Annotated in this window: 18 protein-coding genes and 3 pseudogenes; 14 read left to right on the top strand and 7 right to left on the bottom strand. The window is 36.2% G+C overall.

Features of this window, described 5'->3' with window-relative positions; translation table 11 throughout:
- Window positions 1–44: 44 nt before the first annotated feature.
- Entirely contained in the window at window positions 45–932 is an 888-nt protein-coding gene (locus tag WKU33_RS09995) for a Vgb family protein (RefSeq protein WP_340454354.1), read from the top strand.
- 17 nt (window positions 933–949) lie between these two features.
- On the top strand, window positions 950–1,594 hold the full coding sequence (locus WKU33_RS09990) for a Vat family streptogramin A O-acetyltransferase (protein WP_164217509.1): 645 nt from the start codon (window positions 950–952) through the stop codon (window positions 1,592–1,594).
- A gap of 571 nt (window positions 1,595–2,165) precedes the next feature.
- Here WKU33_RS09990 and WKU33_RS09985 read toward each other — a convergent pair.
- Together WKU33_RS09985 and WKU33_RS09980 are read right to left on the bottom strand one after the other, a co-directional pair.
- Window positions 2,166–2,486: pseudogene (locus tag WKU33_RS09985) on the bottom strand (Rrf2 family transcriptional regulator); the annotation flags it as partial.
- Between the two features lie 124 nt (window positions 2,487–2,610).
- A pseudogene (locus WKU33_RS09980) lies at window positions 2,611–2,831 on the bottom strand (TetR/AcrR family transcriptional regulator); the annotation flags it as partial.
- Window positions 2,832–3,149: 318 nt separating this feature from the next.
- On the opposite strand from WKU33_RS09980, the gene WKU33_RS09975 reads away from it, so the two are divergent.
- On the top strand, window positions 3,150–3,902 hold the full coding sequence (locus tag WKU33_RS09975) for an alpha/beta fold hydrolase (RefSeq protein ID WP_340454351.1): 753 nt from the start codon (window positions 3,150–3,152) through the stop codon (window positions 3,900–3,902).
- A 556-nt stretch (window positions 3,903–4,458) separates the two neighbouring features.
- Here the strand turns inward: WKU33_RS09975 and WKU33_RS09970 are convergent.
- A complete protein-coding gene (locus WKU33_RS09970) occupies window positions 4,459–5,064 on the bottom strand; it encodes a TetR/AcrR family transcriptional regulator (protein WP_340454349.1) in 606 nt (201 codons plus the stop codon).
- 96 nt (window positions 5,065–5,160) lie between these two features.
- Here WKU33_RS09970 and WKU33_RS09965 point away from each other — a divergent pair, with 96 nt between their 5' ends.
- The 5 genes from WKU33_RS09965 (at window position 5,161) to WKU33_RS09945 (ending at window position 9,273) form a co-directional block, all read left to right on the top strand.
- A complete protein-coding gene (locus WKU33_RS09965) occupies window positions 5,161–5,874 on the top strand; it encodes a GAP family protein (RefSeq protein ID WP_209975292.1) in 714 nt (237 codons plus the stop codon).
- Window positions 5,875–5,898: 24 nt separating this feature from the next.
- Complete coding sequence (locus tag WKU33_RS09960; protein WP_188856453.1) at window positions 5,899–6,132, top strand: hypothetical protein; 234 nt, start codon at window positions 5,899–5,901, stop codon at window positions 6,130–6,132.
- A gap of 103 nt (window positions 6,133–6,235) precedes the next feature.
- On the top strand, window positions 6,236–7,387 hold the full coding sequence (locus WKU33_RS09955) for an acyltransferase family protein (protein WP_340454346.1): 1,152 nt from the start codon (window positions 6,236–6,238) through the stop codon (window positions 7,385–7,387).
- Between the two features lie 467 nt (window positions 7,388–7,854).
- The gene (locus tag WKU33_RS09950) at window positions 7,855–8,625 is read left to right on the top strand and encodes a recombinase family protein (RefSeq protein ID WP_340454345.1); all 771 of its coding nucleotides are present in this window, start codon (window positions 7,855–7,857) and stop codon (window positions 8,623–8,625) included.
- A gap of 42 nt (window positions 8,626–8,667) precedes the next feature.
- Window positions 8,668–9,273 carry a zinc ribbon domain-containing protein gene (locus tag WKU33_RS09945; protein WP_340454344.1) on the top strand — a complete coding sequence of 202 codons (606 nt, stop codon included), beginning with the start codon at window positions 8,668–8,670 and terminating at the stop codon, window positions 9,271–9,273.
- A gap of 93 nt (window positions 9,274–9,366) precedes the next feature.
- Here the strand turns inward: WKU33_RS09945 and WKU33_RS09940 are convergent, their stop codons facing one another.
- The 4 genes from WKU33_RS09940 to WKU33_RS09925 form a co-directional block, all read right to left on the bottom strand.
- Window positions 9,367–9,624: a helix-turn-helix domain-containing protein gene (locus tag WKU33_RS09940; RefSeq protein WP_340454342.1), complete on the bottom strand. Its 258-nt coding sequence runs from the start codon at window positions 9,622–9,624 to the stop codon at window positions 9,367–9,369.
- Window positions 9,621–9,983, bottom strand: coding sequence for a helix-turn-helix domain-containing protein (locus tag WKU33_RS09935; RefSeq protein ID WP_188856447.1), 363 nt, complete (start codon window positions 9,981–9,983; stop codon window positions 9,621–9,623). The genes WKU33_RS09940 and WKU33_RS09935 overlap by 4 nt, the downstream gene beginning before the upstream one ends.
- 95 nt (window positions 9,984–10,078) lie before the next feature.
- Window positions 10,079–12,154, bottom strand: coding sequence for a sensor histidine kinase (locus tag WKU33_RS09930; RefSeq protein ID WP_340454340.1), 2,076 nt, complete (start codon window positions 12,152–12,154; stop codon window positions 10,079–10,081).
- Window positions 12,141–12,827 (bottom strand): response regulator transcription factor, encoded by a 687-nt coding sequence (locus tag WKU33_RS09925; protein ID WP_340454339.1) that lies wholly within the window; start codon window positions 12,825–12,827, stop codon window positions 12,141–12,143. The genes WKU33_RS09930 and WKU33_RS09925 overlap by 14 nt, the downstream gene beginning before the upstream one ends.
- 567 nt (window positions 12,828–13,394) lie before the next feature.
- Here WKU33_RS09925 and WKU33_RS09920 point away from each other — a divergent pair.
- The 6 genes and pseudogenes from WKU33_RS09920 to WKU33_RS09895 all read left to right on the top strand — a co-directional run bounded on the left by WKU33_RS09920 (window position 13,395) and on the right by WKU33_RS09895 (window position 19,985).
- Window positions 13,395–14,164: pseudogene (locus WKU33_RS09920) on the top strand (RNA-guided endonuclease InsQ/TnpB family protein).
- A 132-nt stretch (window positions 14,165–14,296) separates the two neighbouring features.
- The gene (locus WKU33_RS09915; RefSeq protein ID WP_229782589.1) at window positions 14,297–14,647 is read left to right on the top strand and encodes a type II toxin-antitoxin system RelE/ParE family toxin; all 351 of its coding nucleotides are present in this window, start codon (window positions 14,297–14,299) and stop codon (window positions 14,645–14,647) included.
- A 449-nt stretch (window positions 14,648–15,096) separates the two neighbouring features.
- Complete coding sequence (locus WKU33_RS09910) at window positions 15,097–15,888, top strand: SEC-C metal-binding domain-containing protein (protein WP_336253233.1); 792 nt, start codon at window positions 15,097–15,099, stop codon at window positions 15,886–15,888.
- 413 nt (window positions 15,889–16,301) lie between these two features.
- A complete protein-coding gene (locus WKU33_RS09905) occupies window positions 16,302–16,847 on the top strand; it encodes a sigma-70 family RNA polymerase sigma factor (protein WP_188856445.1) in 546 nt (181 codons plus the stop codon).
- Complete coding sequence (locus WKU33_RS09900; protein WP_445321694.1) at window positions 16,840–17,622, top strand: ABC transporter ATP-binding protein; 783 nt, start codon at window positions 16,840–16,842, stop codon at window positions 17,620–17,622. The genes WKU33_RS09905 and WKU33_RS09900 overlap by 8 nt, the downstream gene beginning before the upstream one ends.
- Window positions 17,622–19,985, top strand: a complete 2,364-nt coding sequence (locus WKU33_RS09895) for an FtsX-like permease family protein (protein ID WP_188856444.1) — start codon at window positions 17,622–17,624, stop codon at window positions 19,983–19,985. The genes WKU33_RS09900 and WKU33_RS09895 overlap by 1 nt, the downstream gene beginning before the upstream one ends.
- Window positions 19,986–20,152 lie beyond the last annotated feature (167 nt).

Raw genomic sequence — 20,152 nt, 5'->3', positions numbered from 1 at the left:
GTAATAATTTAAGAAATCGATTAAAAATATAGAGGAAATTTAGTATGAATATAACAGAATATATGATTGCAAGAACTAACTCTGGACCTTATGGGATAGCTTCAGCAAAAGACGGAAATGTATGGTTTACTCAACATAAAGCAAATAAAATCAGCTGTATAGATCAAAATGGCAGAATAAGAGAGTATACAGTTCCAACCCCTAACGCTAAAGTAATGTGCTTAACTGTTTCTTCCCGTGGTGATATATGGTTTACAGAGAATGGAGCCAATAAAATAGGAAAAATGACAATAACAGGTGATTTTACAGAATATCCATTGCCACAGCCTGATTCTGGTCCTTATGGAATAACTGAAGGTCCAAATGGTGAAATATGGTTTACTCAGATGAATGGAAACCGGATAGGAAAGTTGACGGCTGATAGTACTATATATGAATATGACCTACCAAATAAGGGGTCTTATCCTACATTTATTACATTAGGTTTGGATAACGCACTTTGGTTCACAGAGAACCAAAATAATTCAATTGGAAGAATTACGGATAAAGGAAAAATAACTGAACATCCCCTACCAACACAAGCAGCAGCTCCAGTAGGTATTACTAATGGCAACGATGGTGCAATCTGGTTTGTAGAAATTATGGGAAATAAAATAGGTCGAATTACTACTGATGGTGAGATTAGAGAATATGATATTCCAACTCCAAATTCACATCCACACGCTATTACTGCGGGAAAGAATGGTGAAATGTGGTTTACTGAATGGGGAGCAAATAAAATTGGTCAAATTTCTGCTATTGATGGGAAAATTAATGAGTATGAAATTCCAACATCATCAGCAGAACCACACGGTATCGCATGTGACCCAAATGGGGATATCTGGTTTGCATTAGAGTGTAATAAAATAGGCCGTATTAGACATAACTCATAAAAAGGAGTGTATTGTATATGTCAGAAAAAATAAAAGGTCCTAGCCCGAATAGAATATATCCAATAGATGAAAATAAAAACCTTCAGTTTATTAGACCATCATTAACAAAGCCGAATATTATAGTTGGCGAGTACACTTATTATGATAGCAAGAATGGAGAACTTTTTGAGGATCAGGTTTTATATCATTATGAAGTTATAGGAGATCGATTGATCATCGGAAAATTTTGTTCAATCGGTCCTGGGGTCACTTTTATAATGAACGGAGCTAATCATCGCATGGATGGTTCCACTTACCCATTTAATATCTTCGGAAACGGGTGGGAAAAGTATACACCTACATTGGATATGCTACCTTTAAAAGGAGATACTGTTATAGGCAATGATGTCTGGATTGGACTAGACGCTACAATTATGCCAGGAGTAAATGTCGGGGATGGAGCGATTATTGGAGCCAAGTCCATCGTTACAAAAGACGTAGAACCTTACACGATTGTTGGAGGAAATCCTGCTAAGGAAATAAAGAAACGATTCTCTGAATCGAAAATAAAAGAATTACTAAAAATAAAATGGTGGGACTTAGAAAACGAAGTTATCTTAGATAATATTGATGCAATTCTTAGCTTGGATGTTGACGTACTTAAGAATATCATTAAACCCTGATCTTATATGAATTTGTGATGCTCCCCAATATGGTTTTGTTTTTTGGAAATGAATTTAATTGAATTAATATGACACAAGGAAAACTTTAACAAGCATTTTGTCTAGGAGTCGATAGTTAGGTGAGGATTGACCTTATTGCTGTTGCCGAAGATATTTGATGTTTTCGCTGGGAGATAGATTTCACCCCAAAAATGATAGGAACCTGAATGTGATTCAACAACAGGTTCCTATATCCTAAAGTGGAAGGTGATTTCTTTATTAATGAAATTCGTGAAAGTAAAGATACATAAATCTTGGAATTTTACGTGTTATGATGGACAAGTAGTGAGATATAGATCCTATAAGAACTGAAAAGCATTTATGTTTCGGTTTTGATAAAAAAAACACAATTACGCTTCAAGCCCGCTACATTTTCAACTTATTTTCTTTCCTCAAGGGCTGTTAGAGCAGTTTCGACATTCTTAAGAAATACTTTCCCAAACGAGTGTGCTGGATGTTCCTTCGCTTTCAATTAAATAAGGATATGCACAGGCCCTCCTCCAACCGAGAAATGGTTTTTATCTAGTCACAACTAGTTGTTAAGTTTTTTAACAAGATCAATGATTTTTTTGTTCTTTAGTAGTTGCTCCATTTGTTGTTCCGCATCTAAGATTACTTGCTGAATCAAGCATTCGCTTCCATGATTAAAACTGCATTCGAATATAGATGCCCTACCTTCAATTGCATGGATTACATCTAAAAAGGATATTTCATTCTGGTTGCGTTTCAGCATGTATCCACCGCTAGCGCCTGATATAGAATGGATTAAACCAGCCTTTACTAATTTGGTCAACATTTTTGAAAGGTAGGTTCTTGAGACTTCCAGTTTTTCAGCTAATATGTGGACTCTCACAGTCTATTTTGACTTTTAAGATTTGAGTAGAAAAAGAGCTATCATTCCCCCTTTCAATAAATTATTTTCTTGATTTTAATTTTGTTCTTTAACAAAAATAGCACGGAAGATATCGCCGTGCAGTATTCTCCGACCGTTCTTTCTCATGAGCAAGAAAATATTCCATAATAAATAATAGTAATTCATCTTGTTTGAGAAATAATGCCTAAGTGCTCTGGTAGACATTCCGACTTCAGATGCAATTCTTCGGATAGATGCTTTTTCAATACCTTCCGTTTCAATAATTTTCCAAGCTGTTTCAACGATCATTTTTCTTTTGTGATCATGATCAACTATTTTCTGCACTCAAATCACTCTTGCTTTTATTTAATACACTGTGCTATTATAATTTTATCGCAGTGTGTGAAATAAATAAGGGGGGATGTTTAGGTTCTTGAAATCACTTATAGGAACATTAAAGCGGATGGACATTATCAAAGTGGTGAAATAGGACCTTTTTGAGAAATTAAATCATTTGTAAGGTACATTAAACTTTTTTTATAATCGAATAAGTTTAATAAATGGTTTATTAACAGTTTGGGGGATAAGGGAAGGAATCATAGAATGAAACGAAGATAGTCATGGGCAGTGCCTACTTTTTTCATGGAAAGGAGATTGAAATAGATGGATCTTCATTACGAAATTAAAGGAAGTGGAAAGCCGGTTATACTACTTCATAGTGGAGCTATGGATTCACGTGACTGGGAATTCATCACCCCACATCTTTCAAAGTCGTTCAAAGTAATCACTCTTGATGTCCGGGGTGCAGGGAAGTCACCCGTTCCTAATGAACCCATTGATTATGTTGAGGATCTTAGAAAACTCTTGGATCATCTTAAAATTAAGAAAGGTGCCCTCGTTGGACATTCCCTGGGGGGACAAATTGCAACTGATTTTACTCTGACCTATCCAAAAAGAGTGTCTCAACTGGTATTGGCCGCTCCAGGACTGTCGGGGTTTAAATTTTCTTCCGAGCATGCGGAATTAGAGAGCCGAGTTTCTAAAGCTGCACCAGATGTCGAGAAAATGATTAATATAACATTAAACGAGCCTTCCTGGAGCGTTTCTTTCGGAAAAGTATACGATTTATTACGTGAAATGATGATACATAATATTCAAAAGACTTTTGATTGGAAAACATTCAAAACTGCTTCCTCCAATTCAGCGATGGAAAGATTGGGAGAAATTAAAACAAAGACACTTTTTATCATAGGAGAGAAGGACTCAGAAGATCTCTTTAAAATCGCACAATTATATAAGGAAATTCCCAATATTAACTTTGTGCGTATACCTGGTGCTAATCACATCATCACTTTGACCCATCCTAAGGAGGTTTCCGACCACATCAGTCATTTTTTGAGCTTACTAGAATGGTAATATCGCGAAAACACAGATAAGGGATCTGTTCCAGTTAGGGAAAATCGTAAGTGGAAGCAATCAACCAACCATAACGTTGTCCTGAATGTGGTTTTGATAAGAATACCGTCAGAAGTCTTTAGGGACTACTTATCATCTAAAAGCGAGAATACTACCCGATGGCATTCATTGGTTTGGGCAGTCATTCTGTATTTGTTTCAGCAGATTCTCTTCAAGCTTTTTGGACATGGGATTGCTGAAAGGCATTACGCTAACTTGGGGTAGTATGGATGCACTGGTTAGGAGCTTGAAGTAAAGTAGAGAACAAGACTTTATAATTTAATATGATTTTAAAATTATAAAGAAATATTCACAAAGGCGATTGACCCAAATAGTTAATCGCCTTTTAATTACATTTTGTATAGATGTTTACTTGTCTCCAAACGGTAAAGAATACTCTTATTTCAAACCTATAAAATTGCTTAAACAATATAAAATATTATTAAGCACTTTTTAAGTGAAAAACTTCTAAAAACTAAATCTACTAACCCGTTGAATAAAATTGATACATGATCAACTAACTCAATTGACTTTCATTGCATAGTGTTTCTAAATGATAACGGATTACTTCCTTCACCTTATCTGGAGAGTAGACGTCAGGTCTTAACAGAACATGAATGGACAATCCATCAATTAATGCCGCTAGCCTACTCTTTTCTAATTTTACATTAGTTGAATCAGATAAAATCCCTTGTAGAGCTAATATCTCGATCATTGAACTTGCTAATTCATACATACCGTTAGTCATTTCATCTTTTTTTTCTTTTAATGTATCACTTGTAAGTGACTGAAGTGCAAGGATCCACCAAACGCTCGTTTCGATTTTCTTTTCTTCATCAATTGGTATAAGCTCTAATAAAACTTCCGCAACCGCCTGCAATGGAGTGTCTGACCAACTTTTACTTTGAGAACGTTTTTTCCCTTCTTCCAGATAATAATCCATGATAAATAATAACATTTCATCCTTAGTTGAAAAATAATGTCTTAACGCTCCAGCAGACATGCCTGCCTCAGTAGCAACTCTTCTTATAGATGCTTTTTCGATTCCCTCTTTCTTAATAATACTCCAAGCGGCCTCAGCAATTGACTTCCTCTTTTTTTCATGATTAACCATCCTTGGCATAAAAAATCACTTCCCTTTCTTAACACAGTGTGTTATTATAATTTTAACACACTGTGTTATTTAAATTATAACATATAAAAAGGAGGGACTCTATATTTGATCGAAAGTATTGAAGCATTGATGCCTTCTTCATCATTAGACACATCGATAGCTTTGCTAATTATTTCTATTTGCGCATTAATTGATATATTAAGTCCTGGTGTACTTGCTGTAACAGCCTATTTATTATTGACACAGCCTAATCAATTATCTTCTCGCTTGCTTGTTTTTTTGTTTATTACGCAGTTTGGCTATCTTCTGGTGGGCTTATTCCTATACTTTGGTGGAGATTCACTATTGAAAGGAATCGGAAAATTATCTGAATTTGACTTTATCAATTGGTTTTATCTCCTTTTTGGAGCAGTTATGGCTCTAATTAGCTTCTGTAAACCAAATGAAAATACAAAAAAACGTTTAATTTCATTTATCCCCCAAAAAACAACGATGAAAGGGATGATCATGTTAGGTATCATTGTTTTTCTAATTGAATTTGTAACTGCTTTGCCTTACTTTTATTCCATTTTGTTAATGAATCACCTAACAATTGAGCCTTCCTCTTCTATCTTTATTATAATTGGCTACAATCTTGTAATGGTGCTTCCTTCTCTTCTTTTGTTAGGGGTTAATATTATGTTTAAAGAGAGACTGCAACAATTTCTAAATAAAATTAGATCAAAATTAAATGAAGCTCCGATTTCCTCACTCTTGGTAGCGATAGGAGTCGTAGGTGCGGTTTTTTTCAACATCGGTCTTAGAGGCATATTAAATTAAAAAATTATTAATGAGGTGTTCATCATGAAAGAAATTATCAGTGGACTTGGTCTACTTTTCGTTATACAGGGAGTAGGCGGATTAATCAATCATTTGACTAATGGTGGAAAAAGTTGGTTTTTGGTAAATTATATTAATGCGTTTCAGGGACTTGAAATTGTTATGGACATTATATTTATTGTAGTTGGCGGAATCATAGGGTTAGCCTCTTGGAAAATAGACGGATCAACTAAAAGATCAACTAAAAGAGAAAATTAAAATATAAAGCAATTAGGATGGCTTTTACATAGCCGTCCAGTTTGGCGGATGCTCTTTTGAGATATATTTTTAAATATTCATAGAGGGGAACATAAGAATTATTATGAATTCAAAACATATAGGGAGCTCGTCTCTCCAAAAGGAAGGTCGGTTATACTTTATTGATAACCTAAGGGCAGCTCTTACAATGTTAGTAGTGCTACATCATTTAGTGTATTTTTCCATCTATAACGAGGTATTATCACAAGGGTCTATTGGGGTTGTTATGGGCCTTCTATTCCTTGCTTTTAATCAGACTTTTTTCATGGGGACGTTTTTTCTTATTTCCGGATATTTTGTTCCTTCATCTTTTGAACGTAATGGAGCAACCCGATTTATCAAAGATAGATTTATCCGGTTCCTAGTCCCGTTTATCTTCTACGTTCTCATTCTTAGCCAAGTTCAATCAATTGAAGTCTATATGCTTAACCAGGAGCCATTTACATGGCAAACCTATTTTTCACATTTAACCTATGGCCCGATGTGGTACGTCGAGCTACTTTTCGTATTCGTTTGTTTATACGCAGTCTGGGCGAAATTTATGAGTAAAAATAAGCTATCAGTAGTTCGTCAGAGTACGCCACCCACCTACAGGATGTTTACAGTCTTTGTCATGATATTAGCAGTAGGATACTTCATCATAAGACTGTGGGTCCCTGCTCTTGATTTACCCGGTGGATCTCCCAAGGTTCAATCATTTGTTGGACTTTTTACAGCAAGTGGCTATGATCTCCCGCAATATGTCGGGCTATTCATTTTGGGTATCATCGCTTACCAACGTAATTGGTTTCGAAATACTCCTGATTCTATGGGGAGGGCGGGTTTTAGAATTGCAATTGGAGCATCGATTCTTCTCCTTCCCTTAGTCTTGATATTTGGGATAGACGGATTACAGTTTTCTGGCGGCTGGAACTGGACATCTTTGGTTTATTCTCTGTGGGAAGCTCTATTTTGTGTTGGCGTCATTCTCGGATTAATCATATTCTTTCGCAAAAGAGTTTTTCATCAAGGAAAAGGTTGGAGCTTCTTGTCAGCACATTCTTTCGTGATTTACATCATTCATATACCGATTATCGCTATTGTTATTGCTGGATTGAAGGTCATCCACTTTCCACCATCCTTCATGTTTCTAGCTATGATTCTGATCACGATACCACTTTGCTTCTTGTTAAGTTATATAATTAAGCAGATTCCCTTTGCGTCAAAGATTCTTTAGGATGGTGAATATTAAAGAAGAAAAGAGGATACGACGATAACCATATCTGCCCTTATGCTTCTCAAAAATAGAACTAATGAGCCTTTTCCACTTTGAATTTTTATCTGAGTGCTCAAAAGTATTAATTTTATAATAATAAGTGTTACGTGGAATACCGGAAATTTTGAGTAATGTCTTCACAGGATAATCGCGTTTTAGCTCATATCTACTTTTACTTTTTTGTTTTGTCGTAATTTGTTTTCTTCTTGAACTAAGGCTTTCAACTTTTTTAAATAGAATTTTCCATTTAATAATATGTATAAATTTTTACTCCCACCTGGCTTATGTTCAGTTGGGCTTTTTTGTATTTAATGAATATTTTTTTAAAATATTGCTCTTATTTTTGGCATTTCATAAAAAATCTTGTTGAAGGTTATGAAAGAGGAAATCATCACCCACCTTTGCAGTTGCGAAGGGAGAGGAAATGCATGATTATGGTAGCAGCCTATTGTAGGGTAAGTACAGATTCGGAAGATCGGTTAAATAGCTATAAATCACAAGTCTCTTATTATTCTGATTTAATTCAGAAAAATGTTGAATGGGTGTTAGCTGATATCTATGCAGATGAAGCCATCACAGGCACACAAGTAACGAAACGTGAAGACTTTCAACGAATGATCAATGATTGTATGAATGGAGATATTGATATGGTGATTACGAAATCAATATCTAGATTTGCAAGGAATACATTAGATACGCTGAAATATGTTCGGAAGTTAAAAGAAAGAGATATAGCCGTTTATTTTGAAGATGAAAAAATCAATACATTGACAATGGATGGAGAATTGTTGCTTGTCGTATTAAGTTCAGTCGCACAACAAGAAGTCGAAAATATATCCGCTAATGTTAAAAAAGGTTTAAAGATGAAAATGCAACGTGGAGAGTTAGTTGGTTTTCAAGGATGCCTTGGTTATGACTATCATCCAGAAGATAAAAGTATTTCAATTAATGAAAAAGAAGCGGAAATTGTTCGTTATATTTTTCAGAGATATGTGGAGGGAGCCGGAGGGAGTATTATCTCAAGGGAGCTAGAGAATTTAGGCTACAAAACAAAGAGAGGTACTCCAACATGGGCTGAAACAACTGTACTCGGAATTATCAAGAATGAAAAATATAAAGGCGATATTTTAATGGGAAAAACTTTTACATTAGATCCCATTTCAAAACGTCGATTAGAAAACTTTGGTGAGGAAGATTAGTATTATTTACGAAATCACCATGAACCAATTGTCAGTGCTGAAATGTTTGATAAAGCACAGGAAATTAGAATGAGAAGAAATGGGGGACGAAATACAGTAGAAAATAATGGCGGGAAGCGAGAAAAGTATAGTCGTAAATATGCGTTTAGTTGTATGATTGATTGTGCCTATTGTGGAGGTACACTAACAAGACGTAGATGGCATAGTTCAACGAAATATAGCAAAACGATTTGGCAGTGCGTTACAAGTACAAAGAAGGGAAAAAAGTTCTGTCCACACAGTAAAGGAATGCCCGAAGAAGCTATTGAAAAAGCTTTTCTAGAAAGTTACCGAATTATGTGTAATAATAACAAAGACGTATTGGAAGAATTTTTGCAACGAATGGAAGAAGCATTAAGTTCCAATACGATTCATAAAGAAATAGCTAAAATAGAAAAAGAAATTCAAGGATTAGAAAACAAAAAGAATAAATTAGTGGATATGATACTGGAGAATATTATCGATAAAGATACGCATGAAGATAAATATAATTCACTTATGCAAGAGATTAATGAGAAAGTACAAACAAGAGAAAAGTCCTTATCGAATTTAGAAGAAGAAAAGGATATTAAAAAACGCTTGTTAGCTTTCAAAAACAAAATGAAGTGATTGATACGTTTGATCGGTATGTATTTGAAAGTGTCGTTGACAAGGTAATTGTCGGTGGAGTAGATGAAGAGGGAAATAAAGATCCTGCCATGATTACGTTTGTATATAAAACGGGTTTAAGTAATAGTATTTTTCTTCTTCGGTAAAGCTAGCCTTTGATTCTAGAGTTTTTCCACGGCGATCCTGAAGACCCTGTTTCCCATTTTTTCCATATTTACGTACCCAGCTATATACTTGTTGATAAGAAGCATTATACTTTTTAACCGCCTCATGATAATTGCATTCGTTCGCAATCGTATATTGGACAATTTCAATGCGTTCTTGAAGTGTGGTTTTACGCCCTTTTGTCATGGTTTCTCTTTACTAGTAGATTTTATCTCTTTTCCACTAGTGTACTGGTTTATCCATTGACGTAAAACCGAATTAGATGAAATATTAAACTTCTCACAAGTCATTCTCAGACTGCCTTCTCCACTTAGATAAAATTCAACAGCTTCCCTTTTCAGTTCGCTGGAATACTTCTTCCATATCCTCGCTTCCTTTAAACCATCCACACCATCTGCTTCGTATTTACTCACCCATAAGTTAATCGTAGTACGGTCAACAGAGTATTCTTTAGCAATCGTACTGACAGACGTCCTCCCCTCAATTACACGTAATACTGCCTCGATTCTTTCGTCTAACGTATGTTTACTTCTTCTTTTAGACATAGAAAATGCGCCCAATATAGTAGTAGAGAATTTTTAATATTTCTCTGTCTACCATATTGGGAGCATATCAAAAAACGATGTGTACTATCTTACACTTATTTTTCAAGATATTTCGGCAGCTTGATAATTACTTTAAACAAATCTCCATCGATGTGAATGCTAAAATCGCCCTTTTGTAACTCAATTAGGCTTCTGGCGATGGACAGTCCGAGACCGCTACCTTCTGTTGATCTCGATTCATCTCCTCGTTTAAATCGCTCCATTAATTCATCAGCCGTCATATTTAACTCTGCAGCGGAAATATTTTTAAAGGTCATCTGGATCTTGTCATCTCGATCAGAAATATCAATGTAGACCCTCGAACCTTCTAGCGCATAATTAAAAATATTGGAGAAAAGATTTTCGATGGAACGCCAGAGTAATCTGCCATCCGCTTTCACATAGATTTTGTCTTCGGAATGATTTACTTTGAATTGGAGATTATTCGCTTCAATTTTATCTGTTAGTTCGCCTATGCCTTGTGTAATTAATGAATTTACATCAATTTTTTCTAGCTCTACAGGAACATTCCCGCTAGAGGCTTTGGCTGCATCGAATAAGTTATCGGTTAAACTTTTAAGCCGCTTTGATTTTTGATCTAAAATTTCCACAAATCCCTTCGCTATGATTGGGTCTTCTGTCTGTTTTAATAAGTCGACATACGTAATAATGGAAGTGAGGGGAGTTCTAATATCATGGGAGACATTTGTAATTAGCTCGGTTTTCAGCCGCTCACTTTTTAATTCATTATTTACTGCATTTTTTAATCCATCCGTGATGGTATTAATATTTTTAGCTAATGTCGCAAATTCGCCTTTACTGGTGACATCAATCAGGTGATGCAGATTTCCTGTTTTAATTTCAGCAACCCCGTCTTGAATTGCTTGGAATTCTTTCACTTTTTTATAAGCAAACCAAGCTGCGACTCCAATTGTTACTGGGAACATGAAGAAAGTTAGGGCAATTAAAATTGGATAACCGACAACGATTAATACAGTTTTCATTCCCGTTTTGCCGCTCCGGTATATATTATTTATCCATTGAACGATGATCAAAATCATTTGGAAAATCAATGTATGCTTAAATAACGTTCTGTTTTTAATATGCTTTACAAGCGATAAAATCAACACAAAGACAATAATAGCAATTGGAATTGAAATCAATAGAATCATTTGTTGATCGACATTATATAAGAATTCCGCAAGTACAAAGAATAACAAGATGAAAGCAGCGACAATGATTACATTTATATCCGTGAACATTTTATCAACGAAATGGAAATGTATCTCTTTATCTTGAAATGACTTTCTGCCAATAACTAGTGCAAGATAAATGAATAAGAAAAGAAAGCCCGAGATAAAAAGAATTAATTGGTATAATTGTTGTGAAGCTTCTTCGCTAGTCTTGTTCCACTCCTCAATGGCAGGATTTAAAAATTCTTCGGTATATGCGAGATAGACTACTGTGTTTTCTTGATTGAGCTGTTCAATTGGCTCTGTAACCCATTCTAGGTAGTCACTTTCCTGTACTTCTTCCGGATAAGCTTCCATCTTATAGTCTTCAAAGATAAAATAAGCAGGCAGGGCTTCAAACTGCTTTTTATCTTTCATTGTTGTGTTTGTATATACTTGATTTCCATCAGTTACGTAATAAAGCGGTGCTTTCCTATTTTCTAGCCTCTGCAACAGCTGATGGTATTCTCTTAATTCTCTTTGAATCAGTTGTTCTCTTCCTAATGTGATTTCTTCATCGTATTCCTGTTCAAATTTCTCATATTGCTCTTCTTCGGTTGCAGAGGTTTCTGTGTTCCGGAAATTGGAATGTACATGATCCATATAATCATAGAATAACTCTTCTTCTATACTATTCCATGTGCTCTTGTCAATCGTTTCCCCTTTTAAAATATGCTCTTCATTTTTATAGATTGTCAGTACATCTGCTATGTCCCGAACAAGTGAAGAGCTTTGTTCCGCATAGTCGTAACTTTGATAATAATTTTTATTGACTAGACTATAGTTATAGTAGGGCATCTTCACTAGGTTAATGGCCGATGTAATCGCTCCGGTAAGGCATGCGATCATCAGCACAAAGACAATAAACTTGGTAACATTAGTATGACTAAATTTTTTCAACTTTATATCCCACTCCCCAGACGACTTTTAAGTATTTTGGCTGTTTCGGATTGATTTCAATCTTCTCTCTAATTTTCCGGATATGCACAGCTACTGTATTTTCCGGTCGATAGGCTGGTTCATTCCATACCTTTTCATAAATTTCTTCGATGGAAAATACTCGCCCAGCATTGGCAGTTAGCAGCTTGAGAATTTTATATTGCACTGGTGTAAGATGAACTGTTTTTCCATCTGCAATAATGCTCTTCGTTTCATCGTCAATTTCAAGACCGCCCGTTTGATAGACATTGCTTTTCTTCTCGAGACTACCTAAGGACGTATATCTTCTCAAGCTTGCTTTTACTCTGGCAATCAACTCTAGAGGGTTAAATGGCTTCGTGATGTAATCGTCAGCCCCTAAATTCAACCCGATAATTTTATCTGTATCCTCTGATTTTGCGGAAAGCATAATGACGGGAATATTATTTTCCTCACGAATTTTCCGCGTTGCTTTCATTCCATCCATTACTGGCATCATAATATCCATAATAATAAGGTGAATCTCATGATTTTGAATAACGTCAAGCGCTTCTTCCCCATTATAGGCCTTCAGGATTTGATAGCCCTCATGTTCTAAATAAATTCCAATCGCATCGACAATTTCTTTATCATCATCACAAATTAAGATGTTCATGAACGTTCACTCCTGCATCATATTCAAAACTTCTCTTTCCTCGAGTAAAAATAGTATAGCAACTAAATCTTAACAATTAACAGCGTTAATTCTTAAGGTTTTCTTATTATTATTTGTCACGATGTAAAGTGAAACTTCAATCCGCGGGGAGTTTTCTTCATCTCTACGGATTGTTAGTTGAACGAACCTTAGGTGTTACGTTTCATCCTACCTAAATTTTCTCGACATGGACTGAAGGTTTGAGGTGGGAGTTTTACGGACGGTTACGCCGGGATAACATTAAGAAATTCTTAAGAATGGTATAAGGGCTTTCCAGGATTATAGTTATCTTAATCATAATCATAACGGAAGGGGGATGAAAGAGAAGAGAAAAAAGATATATTTATTTTTAACGGATACAGGGACATTATATAACGGCTTTCCGAAAGAAGTCTCCCATCCTCAAGGAATGTGAAGGTGCGAATAGCAACAAGGAGTAGGTGGAGACGAATTTCGGTTGGCTTTAGCCAAAACTCCTTCCATATGGTATAATGGGAACATACATGCTGTTTGGTGGGGTGAATGAATATGACTAAACAACATAAAGCCTTCCAATTTCGTATGCTACCAAATAAAGAACAGGCAGCATTATTAGCCAAAACATTTGGTTGTGTTCGTTTTGTCTACAACATGATGTTAACAGAACACAAGGAAATATATGAAAAGTTCAAAGATGATAAAGAAGCACTTCAAAAGCAAAAATTTCCGACTCCTGCAAAATATAAAAGTGAATTTCCATTTTTAAAAGAAGTGGATTCTTTAGCTTTGGCAAACGCACAAATGAACTTACAAAAAGCTTATAAAAACTTTTTTGAAGGTCGTGCTGCATTTCCGAAATTCAAAAGTCGTAAACATAAGCAGTCTTACACAACCATGCACGTTGGGAAAAGCAGCGTTTGAAAGTGGCTGAACTACAAGAAAAGACAGCCAATCAACGGAAGAACTTTCTTCACCACAAATCAAAAGAATTAGCATCCACCTATGACGCTGTTGTTACCCGAAGACTTGGACATGAAAGGAATGTCTCAGGCCCTTCACTTTGGGAAAAGTGTTCACGACAACGGTTGGGGGATGTTCACGCTCTTTTTAGCGTACAAGCTAAAAGAACAAGGGAAACAACTTGTGAAAATTGATAAATGGTTTCCTTCCACTAAGAAGTGTTCTTCTTGTGGTGCAGAAAAACCGATGAAACTATCTGAACGCACCTACCGTTGTTCCTGCGGCTATGTGGCAGATCGTGACTATAATTCCGCCATCAATATCAAAATGAAGGGATACGCCTATTAGCGTTATCATAAGCAACCAAAACTCTTGGAACGAGAGGGTTAGCTCGGTCAATTTTCGTTGGCTAGTAAAAGCAACGATAAGTCGAGAAGCTCCCACTTCAAGAGACCCGCAAGGAGGATAAGTGGTGGGAGTAGTTCACTCGAATGATTAAGGTTTATACTACGCAAGATGGACGAATGAAGGAATATAAGATTCAAATCACTGACAGGGCACTTTCCGATATGGAGGAGATATATCGTTATATTTCAGAGCAATTACAGGAACCAGAAGTGGCTATGGGACAGTATAATAGGATAGCGGAAACAATTGAAACACTTGGTATGTTTCCGGAACGTGTGAAGTTAACGGGGACAGAACAAGGCCATTTGTTGGGGCTTAGACAGATGCCAGTTGATAACCTTTCAGAGTTTTTCCATTTAAGAGAAGAACGGGCTATCATTACAAATGTAATGTATAGTTCTAGTGATATTTCCAACCGCTTGAAAGACTCCTGATAGTTTTATTGTTAAAATAAGCATTTTCAGTTCCAAAATTGAGTAAAATCTCGGGTTGTCCTCACAGGGAGCCCGATTTTTTTATCTTTTAATAAATGAATGAATTTCATAATTCTTACCGCTTGTCTCCCAACGCTTTTGAGAGGTGGAAAAAGAAGCACCCCCCCAAATCTTGTATGATGGTATTATCCACAAAACCATAAAAAGACTGAAGGAGTGCATCTTATGACCACTATACGAGATGGAATCTACTCAAAAAAGTATGAAGCGGTTATTTCGATGATAGATTTGGAGGCAATCTATAAGTAAAAAATCACGTCTTGGCTCCCCTGAAGAACGGAATTATGGCACCATAATTATTTTCTGTTTTGACCCTCAATTCTAGTAATAGTAAAATAAAATTCAGGACAAAAAAATAAAAATATTGTGAGGAAATGGAGGTATGCAGTATGGTTAAAATAGATGAAAATTTAAAATCTGAGTTGGATGAACAAATGCAGGAAGGCTACAAGCTTTCAATGTCCGGGAAAACGACGGCTGCTGCCGATATGTGGATTGGGCTATGGAGGAAGTTCATTGATACGATGGATTTGTATAATCTGGAATACATTGAAGACATGGATAAAGCGTTTTCTGGCTTGCAAAGTATTTACAACTGGTCGATGGATTTTGAAGTGGAATTAAGTAATGCTGCGAGGGAAGATAAAAGGTTTGTTCAGAGCAAAATAGACTTTTGCACGAAATACATAGCTTTAAAGAAAGATAAGAACGAGTATAATGTTCTTGTTCTAAAACGTGTAATTGCTGCTTCATACTTCGAAATGGGTAAGACTGATGAAGGTGAGAAGCTTTTCAAGGCGTATATTAAGGAGCATCCTACCTCAGGCTGGGGATGGATTCATTGGTCAGATCAGTATGGTATGTTTTCAGAACCACAGAACAGGGATATTGAAAAAGCAAGACAGATATTAGAGCAAGGTCTAGAGGTAGAAGGGCTTAATGATAAGCTAGATGTGCTTGAAAGGCTAGAGGCGTTATACACAGAACTGGGAATGACACAAGAATCGGTAGAACTATTACACAAAATTGCCGACGAGAAGGGGAAAAGGAATATTGGAGAATGGCAAGAAGTGTTACCATTATTCCAAAAGAATCCCCTAGTAAAAACAATTAAAGTAGGTAGAAATGATCCCTGCCCTTGTGGTAGCGGGAAAAAATATAAGAAATGCTGTGGGAAGTAACATGTAGAACCAAATGTCAGTCCCCCGCCACTGTAAAGTGCTAAAGTAATGGGGACAGGCACTTTTCTTTGCATCTGTAAAAGAGAGTGATTTGCATTGTACTGACTTGATTAAAAATTGTAATCGTTTAAATAGGGATATTTTAATCTTTAATTACCTGTTTGAGCCAGGTTCAAGTTTATTGGGGGATTAAAGGCAGTCTAATTGCCCATTCGAGCTAGATACCATTTCGTTCGGGCATTTTACCGTAAACGAGATGCCTAAGTTTAGGTTTCATCATTTATACCGGAGCTTACTGAAGTTACGGGAAAGACCAATTTCTCAATTATAATAATGAAAAATTGGTCTTTTAAAATGGCGATTTTGAATCGTTTCGCCATACTCGTGTGTCTAATAGATAGAGAGGTGAAAAAATGCAACGGGTTAAACAAGCTCAGCAGGGAAATGAAGCGGCTTTTCTATCATTACTAAATAAAGAACAAGATAAAATTTACCGAATGATCTTTGCATACGTGCAAAATGAAACGGATGCAATTGAAGTCTTTCAACAAGTAACTATTCGTGCCTTTGAAGGGATCGCACAATTAAGAGAACCCTTGTATTTTTCTACGTGGCTGATGCGGATTGCGATTAACCAAAGTATTACATATGTGAAAAAAAGAGATAGAGAGCGCGCGGTTGCTCCGGAAACCTTGCATTTAATAGAGGCAGATTATAAACCGATTGAAGAGCAACTTGATTTATGGCAAGCATTACAGTCTTTACCGAATCATTATAAAACTGCTTTGTTATTACGGTTTTATCATGATTATACAGTGCCACAGATAGCTGAAGTGGTTGAACTTCCGGTTGGAACTGTAAAAACACATATTCGTCGCGGTTTACAGATGCTACGACAACAATTGAAGGGAGTGTATAATGATGAGTGGGCAAAATCCGTTGAAGAAACTGATGAATAATATTCCTGTACCACAGCAAAAACTGAAAGAAGTTTTACGTGTAGAGGGACTAAATAAGGTATTTGATAGGTCATCGCACCGTATCCAGGCATTACGGGAAGTTGATCTTACATTGTACGAGGGTGAAATGGTAGCGATAATGGGAACGAGCGGATCGGGTAAAAGTACACTCCTTAATATGTTAAGTGCTATTGATGCTCCAACAAGTGGGAAAATGTTTGTTTTTGGTGAACATGCAAATATTCACCAAGAACCACAAGCAACGATTTATCGGCGTGACCATATTGGCTTTGTATTTCAGTCTTTTGAGCTTTTAGAAGATCTTGATGTGATGGATAATATAGCAATGCCACTGATTTTAAAAGGATTAACGCATTATGAAATTGAGTTGCGTGTCGAGGAAGCACTTGACCAGGTCGGTATGAAAAAATGGCGCAAACATTTGCCTACGGAGTTATCAGGCGGACAGCAACAACGTGTTGCAATTGCACGCGCTTTGGTCGCAAAACCGTCGATATTACTAGCAGATGAACCTACAGGGTCACTTGATTTTAATACAACGAATGATATTCTAAATTTACTCGTGCAATTAAATAAAGACCTTCAACAAACAATGGTTATCGTCACCCATGATGCATACGTTGCGTCATATGCAGATCGAGTCTTATTCTTCCATGATGGACAAATTATTGATGTTTATACAAATGAAAAAGATGAAAACTACTTAGATAAGATCTTGGAAAAATTTAAATATGTAGCTCGAGGTGAACGATAATGTTTAATCTACGCACCATCGCCTTAAAGCTTTTTCGTGCAGGAAAGACACAAGCAATAACGAGTATAATCACCGTGGCAATTGCGATAGCACTTGTGGTGATGATGTGTACCTATGGTTTTAGTGCCAAAGAAAAACTGGATGAAGATATCTATGAGCTATACGGTGATAGTAATATTGAGTTTGGTTACGAACTAGAAGATGAGAGATATATAGATAAAAAACAGCTTACACAGGTAGCGAATTTATCTGGTGTTATGGCGGTTGCACCAATATTGTTAAATCCGGAAGTTACGGTAGAAGGTATATCTATTAACATGCTTGGCGTGAATAACGATGAACTTACGAAAAGTCGTTTGCATTTTACGGATAATATTGAGCAAAATGAGATCATTGTAAGTGAACGTTTATTACATTCTTTGGAAAAGTCGATTGGGGATCAATTGGAAGTTGGACATCAAACATTTACGATTGCAGATACTTTACCAATCCATGAATTTAATACAGCTTATATTACAAATGCTGATATGAAATCACTATTTCCCTATATGCAGGAAGGAAAGTTTGTATTGGTACAGACAATTCCTGAACTAGAGGAAACAGTAGGAACACAAATTGCTAAAATGGATGAATATTTACGTGTGGATTTATTGAATGAATCGGAAGCTATGCAAAAGAATATTGAAGGTCTGCTTGTTTTTATCGTTGTCTTATCCCTATTTGTATTAATCATTACGGGCACGTTACTCTTATCAAATTTTCGTATCATTTTTACTAAGCTGCAAAAGCAATTAATGCGTTTACGGGCAATAGGGGCGACAATGACACAAGTTGCGCTGATAGTACTAACCCAACTAACTACGATTATTATAATAGGTGTATTAGCTGGCACATTGCTCGGTGTTGGGATGATGAAATTTGGACTTCATCGAATCATTCGGTCATTGGCATTGCCCCCTGTACAAACAACAATACCTGTTATTACGGTTATCGTAATTGCATTAGTGAGTCTTGTCGTACTACAGCTGTTTGTGATGTGGCAAGTTTGGAAGAGCACCAATGTGTTACCAATGCAAATGAAACAATTAGAAAAACAGGTTGTTTGGACGAGGAAAAAAGGATGGGTTAGCAGTGGGGTTGCAGTCATTGCCATCTTTTTATTGTTAATCGGAATGAGAGAAAATGCTCCCGTTCAAAGCTTCATTGGTTCCGCTATGATGACCGTCTTATTTATATATGTCTTGCCGTATGTATTTAAATGGTGTATACAACATTCTCTGCCATATTTGCGGGGGATATTTGGCAAAAACTTTTATATAGCATTGCAGCGGCTGCTCCCTCAAGTACGTAAAAATATGTCGGCGATATTAACAATTATAAGCGTGATGGTCATTTTGGTGTTTAGCACTGCTACGATGAAAAGTGTAGCTGTGTCAAGCGAGCAATATATTGACAATAAATTTGAAACTGAGGTTCACGGAACGTATGATTTATCTGATATAACAGGAGAACAGACGCTTGAATTATTAGCTGATATTAGGAATTTAGAAGGTGTGCGTGATGTGTATGCCAGCAGTGGAATTGCAAGCCTTGGTGTCCAATTGCCTAATGAAATGATTGATGCGGATGTACAGGCAACAAACCTTGCTTATCGAGATCAGCAATATCCTGTCACAGGTGCAGTTGTCAAGGAAAGTTTTGCAAAAGAGCATCATATTGAAGTGGGAGATGTACTTCTAATAATAGACTACTATAATAATCAAAACTATGAGCCACTTCTTGTTAGCGCAATTTCTGACGAATCAACACTATTTCAATATAGCGATATTGTCGTTGACTGGTCCGAAGAGATAGCAAATGTTTTATATATGCATGAAGTTTTTGTTGATGCGGATGACGTGGAAGTTTTGCAGCCTATTATGAGTAAATTACCTGCAATGCATTTCACAACAAAAACAGCGGAACTTGAGGAAGAATACAAGATGTTTCAACAACGCTACGTCTTAGTTATCGGCACATTAATTGTTTTAATTATAGGTGCATCGTTTGGTGTTTTACAGACATTAACGAATGACATCTTAAGCCAACAATCAAGTTATCGGATTACACGTTTATTAGGCTTAACACAAAACGGGATGATGTCAGTTATTGTTTGGCAGGCATTGATTTTTGTTTGTTATGGGATAGTATTCGGGTTAACTTTCGGTATATTCTTTACGAAACTGCTTTGGCATGTAATTGATCCAGCATCTAGTACTCTAGTAGATGGTACGGCGGTTTTATATACAGTTGCTATCATATTTGTACTAACGCTTATCTGCTTTACATTACAGGGATACCAGATGAGCAGGCGGCAACTTTAAAACACAGGAGACACTTGACTATGTATCTCCTCGTAATGTGTGAGAAATAGCCTAACTATTTCATTTGGAGTTAGTTACGTTGTTAACAAGGGTTGACGAATAAGTCACATTGATTTTTGCATGTTTTTACGTTAAAATGGATATAGATAGTAAAAGAGAGAAGCAGT

It is taken from the genome of Oceanobacillus sp. HCA-5259 (assembly GCF_037892815.1).
GTDB classification, from domain to species: domain Bacteria; phylum Bacillota; class Bacilli; order Bacillales; family Amphibacillaceae; genus Oceanobacillus; species Oceanobacillus indicireducens.
Note: the sequence above shows the minus strand (reverse complement) of the source record. Positions and strands in the feature narration are given on the sequence as shown.